The organism is Flavobacterium sp. Root186 (assembly GCF_001428525.1).
In the GTDB taxonomy this organism is placed as follows: Bacteria; Bacteroidota; Bacteroidia; order Flavobacteriales; family Flavobacteriaceae; genus Flavobacterium.
Genome location: NZ_LMHW01000015.1, coordinates 111748 through 128860, shown reverse-complemented (window position 1 = coordinate 128860; position 17113 = coordinate 111748). Strand labels below are relative to the sequence as shown.

Annotated in this window: 17 protein-coding genes; 10 read left to right on the top strand and 7 right to left on the bottom strand. The window is 33.1% G+C overall.

Features of this window, described 5'->3' with window-relative positions; translation table 11 throughout:
* The first annotated feature begins 75 nt into the window (after positions 1-75).
* The 6 genes from purH (at position 76) to rodA (ending at position 7344) form a co-directional block, all read left to right on the top strand.
* On the top strand, positions 76-1602 hold the full coding sequence (gene purH, locus ASD98_RS19695) for a bifunctional phosphoribosylaminoimidazolecarboxamide formyltransferase/IMP cyclohydrolase (RefSeq protein WP_056207742.1): 1527 nt from the start codon (positions 76-78) through the stop codon (positions 1600-1602).
* A 57-nt stretch (positions 1603-1659) separates the two neighbouring features.
* Positions 1660-2688, top strand: a complete 1029-nt coding sequence (locus tag ASD98_RS19690; protein ID WP_007804822.1) for a rod shape-determining protein — start codon at positions 1660-1662, stop codon at positions 2686-2688.
* A 112-nt stretch (positions 2689-2800) separates the two neighbouring features.
* A complete protein-coding gene (gene mreC / locus ASD98_RS19685; RefSeq protein WP_056207739.1) occupies positions 2801-3631 on the top strand; it encodes a rod shape-determining protein MreC in 831 nt (276 codons plus the stop codon).
* The gene (locus ASD98_RS19680; RefSeq protein WP_056207736.1) at positions 3624-4130 is read left to right on the top strand and encodes a hypothetical protein; all 507 of its coding nucleotides are present in this window, start codon (positions 3624-3626) and stop codon (positions 4128-4130) included. Before mreC ends, ASD98_RS19680 begins: the two co-directional genes overlap by 8 nt.
* Entirely contained in the window at positions 4127-6097 is a 1971-nt protein-coding gene (mrdA, locus tag ASD98_RS19675) for a penicillin-binding protein 2 (protein ID WP_056207732.1), read from the top strand. The genes ASD98_RS19680 and mrdA overlap by 4 nt, the downstream gene beginning before the upstream one ends.
* Positions 6098-6108: 11 nt before the next feature.
* The gene (gene rodA, locus ASD98_RS19670; RefSeq protein WP_056207729.1) at positions 6109-7344 is read left to right on the top strand and encodes a rod shape-determining protein RodA; all 1236 of its coding nucleotides are present in this window, start codon (positions 6109-6111) and stop codon (positions 7342-7344) included.
* A gap of 199 nt (positions 7345-7543) precedes the next feature.
* Here the strand turns inward: rodA and ASD98_RS19665 are convergent, their stop codons facing one another.
* The 6 genes from ASD98_RS19665 to xrtF all read right to left on the bottom strand — a co-directional run bounded on the left by ASD98_RS19665 (position 7544) and on the right by xrtF (position 12341).
* The gene (locus ASD98_RS19665) at positions 7544-8224 is read right to left on the bottom strand and encodes a DedA family protein (RefSeq protein ID WP_056207725.1); all 681 of its coding nucleotides are present in this window, start codon (positions 8222-8224) and stop codon (positions 7544-7546) included.
* Positions 8225-8353: 129 nt separating this feature from the next.
* A complete protein-coding gene (locus tag ASD98_RS19660; RefSeq protein ID WP_056207721.1) occupies positions 8354-8698 on the bottom strand; it encodes a heavy-metal-associated domain-containing protein in 345 nt (114 codons plus the stop codon).
* Positions 8699-8802: 104 nt separating this feature from the next.
* Complete coding sequence (locus ASD98_RS19655; protein ID WP_056207716.1) at positions 8803-10809, bottom strand: TonB-dependent siderophore receptor; 2007 nt, start codon at positions 10807-10809, stop codon at positions 8803-8805.
* A gap of 114 nt (positions 10810-10923) precedes the next feature.
* Positions 10924-11322: a hypothetical protein gene (locus ASD98_RS19650; protein WP_056207713.1), complete on the bottom strand. Its 399-nt coding sequence runs from the start codon at positions 11320-11322 to the stop codon at positions 10924-10926.
* A 46-nt stretch (positions 11323-11368) separates the two neighbouring features.
* Positions 11369-11815, bottom strand: coding sequence for an exosortase F system-associated protein (locus tag ASD98_RS19645; protein ID WP_056207710.1), 447 nt, complete (start codon positions 11813-11815; stop codon positions 11369-11371).
* On the bottom strand, positions 11805-12341 hold the full coding sequence (gene xrtF, locus ASD98_RS19640; protein WP_056207707.1) for an exosortase family protein XrtF: 537 nt from the start codon (positions 12339-12341) through the stop codon (positions 11805-11807). The genes ASD98_RS19645 and xrtF overlap by 11 nt, the downstream gene beginning before the upstream one ends.
* A gap of 71 nt (positions 12342-12412) precedes the next feature.
* Here xrtF and ASD98_RS19635 point away from each other — a divergent pair, with 71 nt between their 5' ends.
* The 4 genes from ASD98_RS19635 to ASD98_RS19620 all read left to right on the top strand — a co-directional run bounded on the left by ASD98_RS19635 (position 12413) and on the right by ASD98_RS19620 (position 16437).
* Positions 12413-12868 carry a GAF domain-containing protein gene (locus ASD98_RS19635; RefSeq protein ID WP_056207706.1) on the top strand — a complete coding sequence of 152 codons (456 nt, stop codon included), beginning with the start codon at positions 12413-12415 and terminating at the stop codon, positions 12866-12868.
* Positions 12869-12903: 35 nt separating this feature from the next.
* Positions 12904-13599, top strand: coding sequence for a hypothetical protein (locus ASD98_RS19630; RefSeq protein WP_056207704.1), 696 nt, complete (start codon positions 12904-12906; stop codon positions 13597-13599).
* Positions 13600-13815: 216 nt separating this feature from the next.
* Positions 13816-14082, top strand: coding sequence for a 30S ribosomal protein S15 (rpsO, locus tag ASD98_RS19625; protein WP_026983900.1), 267 nt, complete (start codon positions 13816-13818; stop codon positions 14080-14082).
* Positions 14083-14301: 219 nt separating this feature from the next.
* Entirely contained in the window at positions 14302-16437 is a 2136-nt protein-coding gene (locus ASD98_RS19620) for a polyribonucleotide nucleotidyltransferase (RefSeq protein ID WP_056207699.1), read from the top strand.
* Between the two features lie 72 nt (positions 16438-16509).
* On the opposite strand, the gene ASD98_RS19615 is transcribed toward ASD98_RS19620, so the two are convergent.
* Positions 16510-17109 carry a CDP-alcohol phosphatidyltransferase family protein gene (locus ASD98_RS19615; protein ID WP_056207696.1) on the bottom strand — a complete coding sequence of 200 codons (600 nt, stop codon included), beginning with the start codon at positions 17107-17109 and terminating at the stop codon, positions 16510-16512.
* Positions 17110-17113 lie beyond the last annotated feature (4 nt).

Genomic DNA, 17113 nt, shown 5'->3' with positions numbered 1-17113 from the left:
GAGATTGTTACACTAAATCTTTTAAAATAATATATAAAAAAACTACTTTTGCAGTCTGAAAATCATAACTACACAATGAGCACAACTAAAAAAATACAATCAGCGTTAATATCTGTTTTTTCGAAAGATGGATTAGAGCCAATCGTTAGAAAATTACACGAGGAAAACGTAACACTTTACTCAACTGGAGGAACAGAAGATTTCATTAAAAATCTAGGAATTCCTGTAGTTCCTGTTGAAGATATTACTTCTTTTCCTGAAATTCTTGGCGGAAGAGTAAAAACTTTACATCCGAAAATTTTTGGCGGAATTTTAAATCGTCAGGATAACGAAAGTGATGTTCAGCAAATGAAAGAATTTGATATTCCTCAGATTGATTTAGTAATTGTTGATTTGTATCCTTTTGAAAAAACGGTTGCTTCTGGTGCAAGCGAACAAGATATTATTGAAAAAATTGATATTGGCGGAATTTCATTAATCCGTGCCGGTGCAAAAAACTTCAAAGACACTGTAATTGTTGCTTCTGTTAACGAATACAGCTTGCTTTTAGATTTAATTACGGAGCAAAATGGTGCTACAACTCTTGAAAACAGGAGATTGCTGGCTACTAAAGCTTTCCACGTTTCTTCTCACTATGATGGTGCGATTTTTAACTACTTCAATACAGACGAAACGATCTACAAAGAAAGTATTGATAACGGACAAGTATTAAGATATGGAGAAAACCCACATCAAAAAGGATTTTTCTTTGGAGATTTTGATGCTATGTTCAAAAAAGTTCACGGAAAAGAGTTATCTTACAACAACTTATTAGATGTTGATGCTGCTGTTAATTTAATTGCTGAATTTAAAACTGACGGACCAACATTTGCTATTTTAAAACATAACAATGCTTGTGGTTTAGCTTCAAGAAAAACAATCAATGAAGCTTATTTAGCAGCTTTGGCTTGTGATCCAACATCTGCCTTTGGAGGCGTTTTGATCGCAAACACTAAAATTGACTTAGCTACAGCGCAGGAAATCAACAAATTATTCTGCGAAGTTGTAATTGCTCCAAGTTATGATGATGATGCAATTACTGTTTTACAAGAAAAGAAAAACAGAATTATTTTAGTTCAAAATGAAGTTGAATTACCTTCAAGACAAGTTAGAACATGTCTTAATGGTTTGTTAATTCAGGACAGAAATAATATTACAGATAATAAAGAGCATTTAAAAACCGTTACAATTACAGAACCTACCGCTCAGGAGATTGAAGATTTAATCTTTGCTTCAAAAATTTGCAAGAATACAAAATCAAATACGATTGTGTTTGCAAAAAACGGAACATTAATTTCATCTGGTACAGGTCAGACTTCAAGAGTTGACGCTTTAGTTCAAGCAGTTGACAAAGCAAAAGCTTTTGGATTTGATTTAACGGGTGCTTCAATGGCGAGTGATGCATTTTTCCCTTTTCCGGATTGTGTAGAATTAGCTAAAAAAGCGGGAATAACCGCAGTAATTCAGCCGGGAGGTTCTATAAAAGATGAATTAAGCATAAATTATTGCAATGAAAATAATCTTGCAATGGTATTTACAGGAACTCGTCATTTTAAACATTAATTTGTTTAACTTTGTTCGATAAATAATTTTATAACATTTTAAACCCCTAAAAAACTTATGGGATTTTTTGATTTCATGACCGAGGATATTGCGATAGACCTTGGTACCGCAAACACTTTAATCATTCATAATGATAAAGTTGTTATTGATAGTCCATCAATCGTTGCACGTGATAGAATATCAGGCAAAATCATTGCTGTTGGTAAGGAAGCCAACATGATGCAAGGTAAAACGCATGAAAACATCAAGACCATAAGGCCTTTGAAAGATGGTGTAATTGCCGATTTTGATGCTTCGGAAAAAATGATCAACATGTTCATTAAAAGTATTCCTGCATTGAAAAAAAGAATGTTTACTCCTGCATTACGCATGGTAGTTTGTATTCCTTCTGGTATTACCGAGGTGGAGATGAGAGCGGTAAAAGAATCTTGTGAAAGAGTAAATGGGAAAGAAGTTTATTTGATTCACGAGCCAATGGCAGCCGCAATAGGTATTGGTATCGATATCATGCAGCCAAAAGGAAACATGATTGTTGATATTGGTGGTGGTACTACAGAAATTGCCGTTATCGCATTAGGCGGAATTGTTTGCGACAAATCTGTAAAAATTGCAGGGGATGTTTTCACAAATGATATCGTGTATTACATGCGTACACAGCACAACCTTTTCGTAGGAGAAAGTACTGCTGAGAAAATTAAAATTCAAATTGGAGCGGCTATCGAAGATTTAGACGGACCGCCAGAAGATATGTCAGTTCAGGGTAGAGACTTACTTACAGGGAAACCAAAACAAGTTGATGTTTCTTACCGCGAAATTGCAAAAGCATTAGACAAATCTATTCAGCGTATAGAGGATGCAGTAATGGAAACATTATCTCAAACTCCTCCTGAGTTAGCTGCTGATATTTACAATACTGGTATTTATTTAGCCGGTGGAGGATCTATGTTAAGAGGTCTTGACAAACGTATTTCTCAAAAAACAGATTTACCAGTTTACATTGCTGAAGATCCGTTAAGAGCAGTTGTTCGCGGTACAGGAATGGCGCTTAAAAACATCGCAAAATTTAAAAGTATCTTAATCAAATAAGATTCAAAAATAACAATCAATATATTTTTATCAGGGTCAAATTTCTAATATTTGGCCCTAATAAAATTTGAAACCTTAAAGCATATCCTGAAACAAAATAACCAGACACGAAATGCAGCAAATTTTTAATTTCATTATAAGAAACAGTAATCGATTGCTGTTTTTGCTGCTTTTAGGTATTTCGTTGACTCTCACAATTCAATCGCATTCCTACCACAGAAGCAGAGTAATCAGTTCCGCAAATTTTTTGAGCGGAGGTGTTTACGAAAGAATCAATCATGTAAACGAATATTTGAATTTAAGAACCGAAAACGACGAGCTTGTACTTGAAAACGCAAGATTAAAAAGTCTTTTATTTAATAAAGAAGACACAACCAAAGTACCACTGGCAGACAGTATAAAAGGGGTTAAACCTGCTGATATCATCGTTTCAAAAGTAATTCACAACTCTTACAGCACACACGAAAACTATATTACACTTAATTCCGGAAATAAAGAAGGAGTTAAACAAGATATGGGTGTTATCAACAGCTTAGGAATTATTGGGGTTATTGACAATACTTCAACAAATTACTCAACTGTGGTCAGCATTTTGAATATGAAATCACAGATAAATGCTAAACTAAAAAAGACAAATCATTTTGGTTCTTTAACCTGGGACGGAAAAAGTACCGGATTTGTACAGCTTGAAGATGTTCCTAGGTTAGCCTCTGTAAGAAAAGGAGATACTATCGTTACCGGAGGACAATCTGTAATTTTCCCGGAAGGAATCAATATTGGTACTGTAGAAAATATATACAAAAAAGACAATTCAAGTTTTTATGTTATAAGAGTTAAACTTTTTAACGATATGACAAATTTAGGTCATGTATACATTATTAAGAGTAAGGACAGAGAAGAACTTATTAATCTAGAAAACAAAAGCAAGGAAAAAAATGAGTAGCGCTTTGTTAGTAAATATTTTTCGATTTATTATGTTGCTGGCAATTCAGGTTGTTATTTTTAACAACATGAATTTTCTAGGATACATAAGTCCTTTTCCATATATCTTATACATTATCTTATACCCGGTAAACAGCAACAGAGCGGGATTAATTATTTCCAGTTTTTTATTGGGATTAGTAATGGATATGTTTTGTAATTCTGGCGGAATTCATGCTACAGCTTGCGTTATACTGTCTTACTATCGACCGTATATTTTTAAGTTTTCGTTCGGATTAAGCTATGAATATCAAACCATTAAACTTAATGAATCTTTAACACCTGAACGGTTTTCATTTATACTAGTTTCTGTTTTATTACATCATATTGTACTATTTACATTAGAAGCTTTTCAGTTTAAATTCATATTCGACATTTTACTGCGAACACTATTTAGTTCTATTTTTACAATAATCACTTCAATTATAATAATTTACATTATTAAGCCCAATAAACGATGAGAAAAGTTCTGCTGCCCTCTTTAATTATTATTGCAGCATCTTTGCTAGTGATTCGGATATTTTATCTGCAAATTGTTGATGATTCATTCAAATTGAAATCAGAAAATAATGCGATTAAGAAAGTCTATGACTATCCGGAGCGCGGCTATATTTATGACAGAAATGGTAAGTTGTTAGTTGCCAATCAGGCTTCATATGATATCATGGTAATTCCAAGAGATATTAAAGAAAATCTTAATGTTGCTGAATTCTGTGCCCTTTTAAACATTACACGAGATGATTACGAAAAAAGAATTGCAAAGGCCAGGGTTTACAGCCCTAGGCTTCCATCTGTATTTTTATCTCAGTTAAATAAAGCCGAATTTGCTGCTTTTCAGGAGAAAATCAGAAAATATGAGGGCTTCTATTTCCAAAAGCGTTCTTTACGTGATTACGAAGTAGATTATGGTGCGAATATATTTGGTTTTATCACACAGGTAAACGAAAATCTTATTGCCAAAAATCCATATTACAATAGTGGTGATTTAATTGGAAAACAAGGTGTTGAAGAAAGTTACGAGGATATTTTACGCGGCATTAAAGGTGTGAAATATATTCAAAAGGATAAATATAACCGAGAAATTGGCGCCTACAAAGAAGGAAAATACGATACCATTGCCGTTGCCGGAGAAGATATTAATTTAAGTATTGATGCTGAACTTCAAAAGTACGGTGAAGAATTAATGATTAATAAACGAGGCGGAATTGTTGCTATTGAACCAAAATCTGGCGAAATATTAGCATTAGTTACTGCTCCTTCTTATGATCCGGGTATTTTGGTTGGAAGACAGAGATCCAAAAACTATACGCTGTTATATCATGATTCTATTGCAAAACCTTTATATGACCGCGGGCTTTTAGCCGAATATCCTCCGGGTTCTCCATTTAAAATTTTAACTGGTTTAGTGGCACTGCAGGAAGGCGTTATCAATGAGCAGACTACTTTTATGTGTCATCATGGATTTAGTTATGGCGGTGGTCGTTTTATGAAATGTCACGGTTTTGGACCTCATCAATTGCATAATGGAATTTATAATTCCTGCAACACTTACTTTGGGCAGGCGTATATGTTAACGATTAATAAATATTCTGATCCGGGTAAAGCAGTAGATGTTTGGAGTGGCCACGTAAAAAGTTTTGGTTTAGGGCAGTTTATGGGATATGATTTACCAACTGGTAAAAAAGGGAATATTCCAACATCAAAAACGTACAAAAAAATCTACCCTAACGGAGGCTGGCGAAGTTCAACTATTGTATCAAACGCTATTGGACAAGGAGAGGTTTTAATGACCCCAATTCAATTAGCAAATATGATGGCAACTGTTGCGAATCAGGGCTATTATTATACACCTCATATCATTAAAAAAATTGAAGGCAAAAAAATAGATCCTAAGTTTACAGAAAAACACACCACAACTATTGATCAAAAATATTTCCCTCCGGTTATTAGCGGGTTGTTTGATGTTTACAACAAAGGTACCGCTTATGCCCTTAGAGTAAACGGAATTGATATTTGTGGAAAAACGGGAACAGCCGAGAATTATGCCAAAATAAACGGTAAAAGAGAAAAACTTAAAGATCACTCTATTTTTGTGGCTTTTGCACCAAAAGACAATCCGAAAATTGCAATTGCAGTTATGATTGAAAATGGAGGTTTTGGAGCAACTGTTGCAGGACCAATTGCCAGTTTAATGATCGAAAAATATTTAAGAAAGAAAATCACAAGAACTGATTTGGAAGTTCGTGTTTTAAATAAAAGTTTAGCGAGTGAATATGCCAAATTAGGCGGAATGAACGAAGCAAGCGCAATCGAGTCAACACCAAAAGATTCTGTTTTAAAAGCTAAGATTGTAGTTCCTAAAACAACGGTAACTGCTCCAAAAACAGAAGTTAAAAAAACAACAATAGACACTACTAAAAAGAATTAAGATTATTTCAGATGAAAAATCAAAGTGTAAAAAATAACATTGACTGGATAAGTGTCTTTATCTATATCGCGCTGGTAACATTGGGGTGGCTGAATATTTATTCCTCTTCATTATTATCAACCGATGGAACGTACCAAAAACAATTAATTTTTATTGGATGTACAATTCCGCTAATTTTTGTTGTCCTTTTTGTTGATGGAAAATTTTACGAAAAATACGCTAGTATTATTTTTGGTGTGGCATTATTGTCTTTGGCAGGATTGTTTCTCTTTGGAAAAACAATTGCCGGCCAGCGATGCTGGTATGCAATAGGAAGTTTCACGCTTCAGCCGTCAGAGTTTGCAAAAGCAGCTACATCATTGGCACTAGCCAAATATTTAAGTGATACACAAATTAACCTCAAAGAAACAAACAGGCAGTTTCAGGCATTAGCAATTGTATTCCTGCCGGTATTACTTATTTTACCGCAACCCGATCCGGGAAGTGCGTTAATCTATAGTGTTTTTATTCTGGTTTTATTTAGAGAAGGATTGCCATCCTGGTATGTTTGGACTGGTTTTATTACCATTCTATTGTTTGTATTAACACTTATTCTAGAGCCTTATGTGGTTATTTTAATTGCACTAGGTGTTCTAATTATTATACATTTTAAGGGAAGAGCTGTTGATAGAAATATCATCTTAAGTGGTATTTTATTGGTACTTATCTCTGGATTTGTTCTTTCTGTTGATTATGTATTTGACAATGTATTTAAACAGCATCACAGAGACCGTTTCAATATTCTTTTAGGAAAAAGCGTAGACATGAAAGGAATTGGTTATAATACTAATCAATCTGAAATTGCTATTGGATCTGGAGGATGGTTTGGAAAAGGCTTTTTAGAAGGAACACAAACTAAAGGAGGATTCGTTCCTGAACAACATACCGATTATATTTTTACAACAGTTGGTGAAGAATGGGGTTTTACAGGTTCTTTGGTTGTTATTTTACTTTTTACAGGTTTATTTCTGAGGGTAATTTATTTAGCCGAAAGGCAAAAAACTAAATTCAGCCGGGTATATGGTTATTGTGTTGCCGGAATTTTATTTATACATTTCTTTGTAAACATTGCAATGGTTATTGGTGTTTTCCCAACAATTGGGGTACCTCTGCCCTTCTTTTCTTATGGAGGATCTGGACTTTGGGGATTCACTATTTTATTGTTCATCTTCTTAAAAATGGATGCCAATAAAGTGAATGAATGGTAATTCCTATAATTGTTAATTGTTACAACCGTGGAACACGAATGAAATATGGATCTAACATATATTATAGAGTATTCACGATTGAATCCGCGGGCTATATTAGAAATACGATAGAATTCAACTGATTCATTTAAATAGAAATTCATACATAAAAAAAGTCCGAAGTTTTTAAGCTTCGGACTTTTTTTATTTTCTATTGAGATTATATTTTTTCAGTTGGTCTTTTCTTTAAAAGTTTAAGTAAAACCGGGAATGTAGATATCAGAACAATTATAATGATAATATATTCAATATGCTCTTTTAAATCAATTCCTTGTTTTAGAAAGACACCATACAAATAATGTCCGGCAAAGATTAAAATGAATGACCACAAGAAAGAACTTAAGATATTATAAAACATAAATTTCTTTTTATCCATAGAAACTATTCCGGCAATAATTGGTGCAAAAGTTCTAAAGATTGGCAGGAAACGTGCATAAATGATTGCTTTCCCTCCGTATTTTTCAAAGAAATCTTTGGATTGCAAAAGGTATTTTTTCTTAAACCAAAATGTATCTTCTTTTTTAAATAAATAATAACCGCTTTTTGCCCCAAACCAGTAACCCGTCATGTTTCCTAAAACTCCCATAATTGCTACGGCTGTAGAAAGCAAAAATACATTGATAAAATCTCCCGGAATATAAACAACATTTTGAATTAAGTCGCGGCTATAAATTCCAGCTAGAAAAAGCAAACTGTCTCCTGGAAGAAAGAAACCTGCAAAAAGTCCTGTTTCAGCAAAAACTATAAACAGAACAATAAATAACCCAATCTCAAAACCTCCGATACTTAAAGTTATATAGAATTCAGGGTTTAGTAACTGGGTCCACTCAAAATTATTCATAAAACGAATTTGGTTATACTTATAAGTTTGTGAAATTAACAATAATTTACCTTAACCACAATTAAAAGCCATATTTTAAAGATAAATTAACTATTAAAAAAGCCCGAGTTGATCTTCGGGCTTTTTTAGTTATTTTTCTCTCTCGTATTTACAGCAAGAATGAAGATTTTCATAATCAGCATCTGCGGCCTTTACTTCTTTTGTATCATGTCCCACTTTTGCAATAGCGGCATTCAAATCCTGTGGAGAAGATTTTTCTTCGTTTAAAATAACAGTAAGCTGATGCGAACTAATATCCCAGGAAGCAGTTTTTACGCCCGGAACTCCAAATGCAGCTTTTTCAATACGTTTTTTACATTGTTCGCAGTTTCCGTTAACTTCTACAGTATATTTTAAATTCTTATTTTTTTTAGCCTGAGCCTGAGCCGAAAATCCTAAAAAAGTTATCATTGCAATTAAAATCAAATTTTTCATTGTCTATTATTTAGTGTTATAAATTTATTATTGATATTGATATTGATATTGATATTGATATTGATATTGATATTGATATTGATATTGATATTGATATTAAATAATTATTTTATCTTAAATCGTAATCCGGCATAATACATCTGCCCAAAAATTGGCGCATAAGCAACAGAAGCATCAAAATTTGGTCCGAAAGGATCATTTGCTCCTAAAATTGCTTTTTGCTGTTTGTAATTTCCAATATTTTCTCCCCCAATATATACCTCAAAAACTGGCGAAAAGACCCTTGTAACCTGAGCATTCATAACAGCATAGGAAGGCGAAAAATCAGGAAACTGGTCTTCAGCAGGATTTGAAGCTGTGTAAGGAAGCTGTTGTTTCCCAGACCAATTAAAGGTAAAATCAAACTTCCATTGTTTATCATTATTCAAAGTTGTTTCATATTCTAAATTTCCAAGAAAACGATGTTTTGCCTGAAGCGGACGCTGAAAAGTTCCTCTTAAATAATCTGTTTGAATGTCATAATATTTATAAGCCGTTCTTAAATTTAAGTTGTGAATTAACTCGTAATTAAATTCAACCTGAATACTATTAGCAAAAGAACTTCCTTTTAAATTATAAAACAAAACTTCTTGCGGACTCTGCATTAAATCGACAACGGCCTGATTTTGAAAATCGGTTCTGTAGATATCAAATCCAGCATCGGCATTTTTACCGAAAAGTTTAAATTTCTGCGAAAAACTAACTCCGTAATTCCATGCAATTTCCGGATTCAAACCATAAATTTTTCCGCTGTTATCTAAAATTGAAAATGTTCTCGAACTTGCAAAAAGCTGCTGATTCTCAGCAAAAATATTCGCCGAACGTTTTCCTCTTCCGGCAGAAAAACGAATTACTCCGTTTTTCCAAGGATTATACCTAACATGAAGTCTCGGTGTAGCAAAAAAACCTAAACGATTATGATTGTCAACTCTTCCTCCTAAAATTATGCTGAAGTTATCTGTGTTATCATACGTGTATTCAAAAAATGCTCCAACCGAATTATCGATTCGGCTGTAATCTGCAACGTTAACAAACTCCTGATATTGATCGTATGAAAAATTTAAGCCAGTTGTAAATTTATGCTTCGTGTTATTGATAATCGAATTGAAAATTAAATTCGAATAAAAACTATTCTGCTTGATATCATATTGATTTAAACCAAAATATGAATCTTGTTTATGGCTGTTGAAAGCATTCTGAAATCCGATGCTTTGATAGGGCATATCTTTAAAAACATATCCAATTTTTGTTGACACATCAAAACGTTCTGTATTGATTTCTGAACCCCAATAATTTGTAGTCCCGCGATCTCTGTCTTTATCAAAATCAACTTCCCCAGTTTGCTTTTTATCATTCATATACCTGAAATTGATAAAACTTACCAAACCGCTTTCGGGATCATAATACTGATAACGATTCAGTACATTAATTTGTTTTCCTAACGGATTATCTAAAAAACCGTCATCGTTCATGTCATTTTTAGCAACACGAGCATTTCCATGAACAAATAAACTTGTTGCCCATTTATCAGATAATTTTTTATTAAAATGTGTATTCAATTCAAACCGTGAATCAGTTGAACCATAAGCATTCAGAAAGAATGGAATATCACTTAACGGCTTTAAAAGTTCGGTATTTATTTGTCCCGAAATACTTTCGTAACCATTAATAACGCTTCCGGCACCTTTGGTAATCTGAACACTTTCAATCCAGGTTCCGGGTGTAAAAGACAAACCGTAGGCTTGTGACGCTCCGCGAACTGAAGGAATATTTTCTTCTGTTATCATTAAATACGGACTTGTTAAACCCAGCATTTTGATTTGTTTCGTTCCTGTTAAAGCATCAGAAAAATTGACATCAATTGATGGATTTGTCTCAAAACTTTCGGCAAGATTACAACATGCTGCTTTTAAAAGTTCTTTACTCGTAATTAAAGATGTGTTTGCGGTAACTGTGTAGGATTTTGTAATTCCTTTTTGCTTTTTTTTGACTTTTACTTCCTCTAAATTTTCTTGTGAAAACACAGAAACCGAAAGCAAAAACATCGCAAAAAGCATGATATTTTTTGGCATAAAAAAAGATTTTAATGTTATTTAGAAATTCTGTTTTTAAGTTTCTTCAAACAAGAAACATTCAAACAGTTCATTGTAAGCCATAAAAAACAGGCTTGATTCTAAATATTAAAATCAGGAATAAAAAATGTATTGATTGTATAATTTGAATAAGGGGGGCGCATTCGCATCTGAATAATACGAAATAACCTGATTGTTTTTGAAGTTTGGAATTGACAAAAACGCAATTGGTTTGTATTCCTGAATTACAGCCGGAAATGCAAGCTGGAAAAAGAAAATTTTAAAAGTTGCATCGCTTGATTTTTTTTCAAATTTTACAACTTTGTCCTTGCAGCAAGATGATTTTTTCTCTTTTTCACCGCAGCATTTTTTCTCTGGTGATGCAGAGGCTGAAGTATTTAAAGATACGGAAGCTATTTTTCCTCCGCAGTAATGCACATTAAAAGCAAACCCAATGTTGGAAACCAACAATAGGAACGCTAAAAATAATACTGTGCACTTTTTTAAACTCATATTGCAAAAGTATTTAAAAAGGCTCAAATAAAAATTAAATGAAATGTTATTTTTTTAAATTTTGAAGCTGATAATAAAATGCAGGAATAAACAAAAGCACAAATATAGGCTGAATGATAAATCTTCGAACATAAAATAACAGCCAGCTTTTCTCTGGAAAATATTCGACAATTATAAAAAACATTACAAAAAGAACGATTGAAAAAAATGCATATAAAAAGGAACTAAAGATTAAAATTCCTTTATCCTTAAAAAGGGTATAAATTAGAATAAGAGATAAAGCGGTATTTAAAATGAATCGAAGCAAAAGATTCAGAAAAAGTTTTAACGAATCGACTTCTGGTAATTTTATATTATTAAAATCAGATTCGAAATAATCTAAGAAGGGATCATAAAACAGAGAACTTTCAAAAGCTCTTATCAATCCAAAACAGCAAATAACAAGTATCGAAATAAAAACTTTCTCTTTTTCTTCTCTTATTTTATTTAGCATACTTCGAAAATTTATTAACCCAAATAATCCATAAAATAAAAACAGTTCCGTAAATAATTAACGGGAAAAGAACGCCGTGCAAAAGATGATTTTTTTCAGGAAAATGAAATAACAAAATGGTCAATAAAGCAATTCGGGCAATATTTAAAATATAAATAAACACGATTCCGAACAGGATATAATATAAGGTAACATTAAACTTCCCCGAAAAAGCAAGCACAAAAGCAATAAATAAGATAATAACACTTATGGCATTGCAGCCTTCTATAATTCGAACAATATAATGATTGTTATACAGAACTTCTAACCAGGAATTGGAAAGGCTTTTTTGAACTTTTATATCAAAATTAAAAGCATGAAGCAGCTGCTCAACATTACGGCCAACCAAATTTGTAATTCCGTCGACTTCATCAGCTTTAAAACTGTTCAAATAAAATTTATACAATAGCGTTAATGCAATATAAACTGCAAAAAAAGTACCTATAAAAATTAAAAACGGCTTGAATTGGGTTAGATATTTTTTCAACAGATTTTTTTTTCAAATTTATGTATTTTTTGAGTTCAGCTTTAAATACTTTTGTATAAAATTTTCAAATCATGACATTTCAAGAATTACAACCAAAAATAAGTGCTATAGTATCTGATAACAATAAAGTTAGAGACAAAAAACTATTAGCTGTCTGCCAATTATTAAACGAAAATGTAGAATATTACAACTGGGTTGGTTTTTATTTTGCAAATCACGAAAACAAAACACTTCATTTAGGTCCATATGTAGGTGCAGAAACGGATCATACTGTTATTCCATTTGGGAAAGGCATCTGCGGCCAGGTTGCCGAGAGCAATGCTAATTTTGTTGTGTCCGATGTAAAAGCACAAGACAATTATATTGCCTGCAGTTTAACAGTAAAATCTGAAATAGTTGTTCCGTTATTTGTAAATGGAGTAAACATTGGTCAAATTGATATTGACAGTCACGTAATTGACCCATTTACAGAAGCAGATGAAAGATTTTTGGAGTTTGTTAATCAAGAAGTTGCTAAGTTATTCTAGAAGACCTATTTTTAATGTATCAAAAATAGATCTGAATGAAAAAAAATGTATTCATCATATTTCTTCTTATAAGTTCAGTCAATCTATTTGGGCAGATTAATATTGTTTCAAAGAAAATTTTCCTTGACTCATTAAATCATGAAACTACTCCCGAAAATTATGTCTACACCAGAGTAATTACTAATTATTCTCAAAAAAGCGCGCGCTACGTTGTAACCGATTTTTACAAAAACGGAAGAAAAAAAATGACAGGCTGCACTTTAGACAGAAACATTTTAAAAAAAGATGGCGAGTTTATTTGTTATTACAAAAATGGATCGAAAGAATCTGTTGTAAATTATTCTGAAGACCATAAAGTGGGCAAAGAGATTAATTGGTACGAAAATCAAAGTAAAAAGTGGGAGAAACAGAATTCGTGGAATCCTAAAACCAAAACAGCTCAAACTTTAATTATTAATTTTTGGGATGAAAATAAAAATCAAACCGTAGTTGACGGAAATGGAGAATATGAAGAAAAAGATAAATTTGTAACCCAAAAAGGAGTTATTAAAAACGGCTTAAAACAGGGTGCCTGGCAGGGAAATGATATTTTACGCAAAATTTCATTCACAGATAACTATGATCAGGGAATTTTAATTTCTGGAACAAGTGTAGACGAGAACAATGTAAAGTTTTCCTACTCCTCCTTAAATGAGAAACAAACGGGTAAAAAAGTTCTGAAATCAAAATAGGTTTTAGTTTGAAATTAATCTCCAAACTAATCAAAAATAGCTCTATCTAAAATAGAACTACCTTAAAATCAGCAAAAAAGGATTATTTTTACCTGAATTTGATTAATTATTAAAATTTTCAAAGTTTAAATTTATTTTTTCGGAAAAAAGATGTAATTTTGCACCCGTCTTACAAAGGATGTATGACATACATAAAAATCATTAAATAATATTGGAATGTATTTAACTAAGGAAAAGAAAGAAGAGATTTTCGCTCAACACGGTGCTGCAACAAACACTGGAAGCGCAGAAGGTCAGATTGCATTGTTCACTTACAGAATTTCACACTTAACTGAACACTTGAAAAAAAATCGTCACGATTACAACACTGAGCGTTCTCTTGTACTATTAGTAGGTAAAAGAAGAGCTTTGTTGGATTACTTGAAAAAGAAAGAGATCAACAGATATCGTGAGATTATCAAAGTATTGAATATCAGAAAATAATCAATATAGAAAAGAGGTGCGAGAGTGCCTCTTTTTTTATTTTAAATTAAAAATCAGATTTTTAGATTTTTAACTTTACAAACGCATAAATATTGATTTTTGAAATTGATATTGACATTAAAAAAAGTTTGGTTTTTCATTGGGTTTTAGAAACAACAACTACACACACAACAACTACAACACAACTAAAACCCATTGTATAACCAATAAGGAAAAATTATGATTCCACAATTATTTGTAGAAAAAATCGATTTAGGTGATGGCAGAAGCATCACAATCGAGACGGGTCGTTTAGCAAAACAAGCTGACGGTTCTGTAGTAGTAAGAATGGGCGACACGATGATACTTGCAACAGCAGTATCTGCACGTAGCGCTAACCCAGCGGTTGATTTTTTACCATTAACGGTAGATTACCGCGAAAAATTTGCAGCAGCAGGTCGTTTTCCAGGTGGTTTCTTCAAAAGAGAAGCACGTCCAAGCGACAGCGAAGTATTAACAATGAGATTAGTTGACCGTGTTTTACGTCCTCTTTTCCCAGACGATTACCACGCTGAGACACAAGTTATGATTCAGTTAATGTCTCATGACGAAGAAGTTATGCCAGACGCTTTAGCTGGTTTAGCTGCATCTGCAGCATTAGCAGTTTCAGACATTCCTTTTTATAACTTAATTTCTGAAGTACGTGTTGCACGTATCGACGGGAAATTTGTTATCAACCCAAGCAGAGCAGACTTAGAAAAATCTGACATCGATATGATGATTGGAGCTTCTTTAGACTCAGTTGCAATGGTTGAAGGTGAGATGAAAGAAATTTCAGAAGCTGAAATGGTTGAAGCAATTAAATTTGCTCACGAAGCTATTAAAGTTCAAATTCAAGCACAATTGCGTTTGCAAGCTGCTTTTGGTAAAAAAGAAATTCGTACTTACGAAGGTGAGAAAGAAAACGAAGAAATCTACAAAAAAGTAAAAGCTGCTGCATACGATAAAATTTATGATATCGCTAAAGTTGGTTCAGCTAAACACGAAAGAGGTGCTGCATTTGCTGAAGTAAAAGAAGAAGTTAAAGCTTTATTTACTGAAGAAGAATTGGCTGTTGATGGAGATTTAGTTTCTAAGTATTTCTACAAAACAAACAAAGAAGCTGTTCGTAACGTAGTATTAGAATTAGGTGTTCGTTTAGATGGTAGAAAAACAACTGACATCAGACCAATCTGGTGTGAAGTTGATTACTTACCAAGAGTTCACGGTTCATCTTTATTTACTCGTGGAGAAACTCAGGCTTTGGCTACAGTAACTTTAGGAACTTCCAGAGAAGCTAACCAAATCGATTCTCCATCTGAACAAGGTGAAGAGAAATTCTATTTACACTATAACTTCCCTCCTTTCTCAACTGGTGAAGCAAAACCTTTAAGAGGAACTTCAAGAAGAGAAGTTGGTCACGGTAACTTAGCTCAAAGAGCTTTAAAAAATATGATTCCTGCTGATTGTCCTTATACAATTCGTGTTGTTTCTGAAGTTTTAGAATCTAACGGTTCTTCTTCTATGGCAACAGTTTGTGCCGGAACAATGGCTTTAATGGATGCTGGGGTTCAAATGGTAAAACCAGTTTCTGGAATTGCTATGGGATTGATTACTGACGGTGAGAAATTTGCTGTATTGTCTGACATTTTAGGAGATGAAGATCACTTAGGAGATATGGACTTTAAAGTAACCGGAACTGCTGACGGTATTACAGCTTGTCAAATGGATATCAAAATTGATGGTTTACGTTATGACATTATGGAGCAGGCTTTAGGGCAAGCACGTGAAGGGCGTTTACACATTTTAGGAAAATTAACTGAGACTATTGCTGCACCAAGAGCTGATGTAAAAGCACACGCACCAAAAATCATTACCAGAACTATTCCTGGAAACTTTATTGGAGCATTAATCGGACCTGGTGGAAAAGTAATTCAGGAATTACAAAAAGCTACAGGAACAACTATTGTGATCAACGAAGTTGACGAGCAAGGTGTTATCGAAATCTTAGGTACAGATCCTGCTGGAATTGAAGCGGTATTAGCAAAAATTGCATCTATCACTTTCAAACCACAATTAGGAGAAGCATACGAAGTAAAAGTAATTAAAATGCTTGATTTTGGAGCGGTTGTAGAATATACTGCTGCGCCAGGAAACGAAGTATTGCTTCACGTATCTGAACTTGCTTGGGAACGTACTGAAAATGTTGCCGATGTAGTTAAAATGGGAGATGTTTTCGAAGTGAAATACTTAGGAGTTGACCCTAAAACTAAAAAAGAAAAAGTGTCTAAAAAAGCACTTGTTCCAAGACCTCCACGTGAGGACAAAAAAGAGTAATCAGATCTTAGTTTACTAAAGGTTTATTCATAGAAAACCCCAATTCATTTATTTGAGTTGGGGTTTTTAAGTTTAATTAAAAAGCTTATTTTTCTTGAAAGGAATTTTATTGCGAATCAAATAGGCATGACAACAACTGGGAACATCAAACGTCCATTTTGGAAGAATTATAATAATAAGCAAAACATCTATATGACCAACAATTCCAAAAATAACTGCCAAAGAAAAAGTAATTCCAGAGTATCCAAAACCAATCATTCCAACAAAAGCAAGCAATAAAGTTATTCCCCATAATTTAGAAAGAAACGCATGTGTACAAGTTTCTTTACCAAATTTCATAAAGCTGAAAACATAAGTCAATGCCTCCATTATAAAAATCAAAGCAATTGGCAATGCATTTTCTATTACTATTTCGGGGTTTAATATCCACGAACACCAAGCAACACATAACCAAAAAACTAAATCTGTCTGACTGTCCATTCTTCGAAGTTTTTCTGAAGAGGTCCCTAGTCGACGGGCAATAATGCCGTCAAAAATATCAGATAATAATCCCAAAAAGATTAAAACAACAAGTTCTTTTCTAATTTCGGTTCCAAAATTATAAGTAAGCATTATTAAAATTGGCCCTAATAAAAGCCTGAAAACAATAAGCATAATTGGTATATTTTTCATTTGT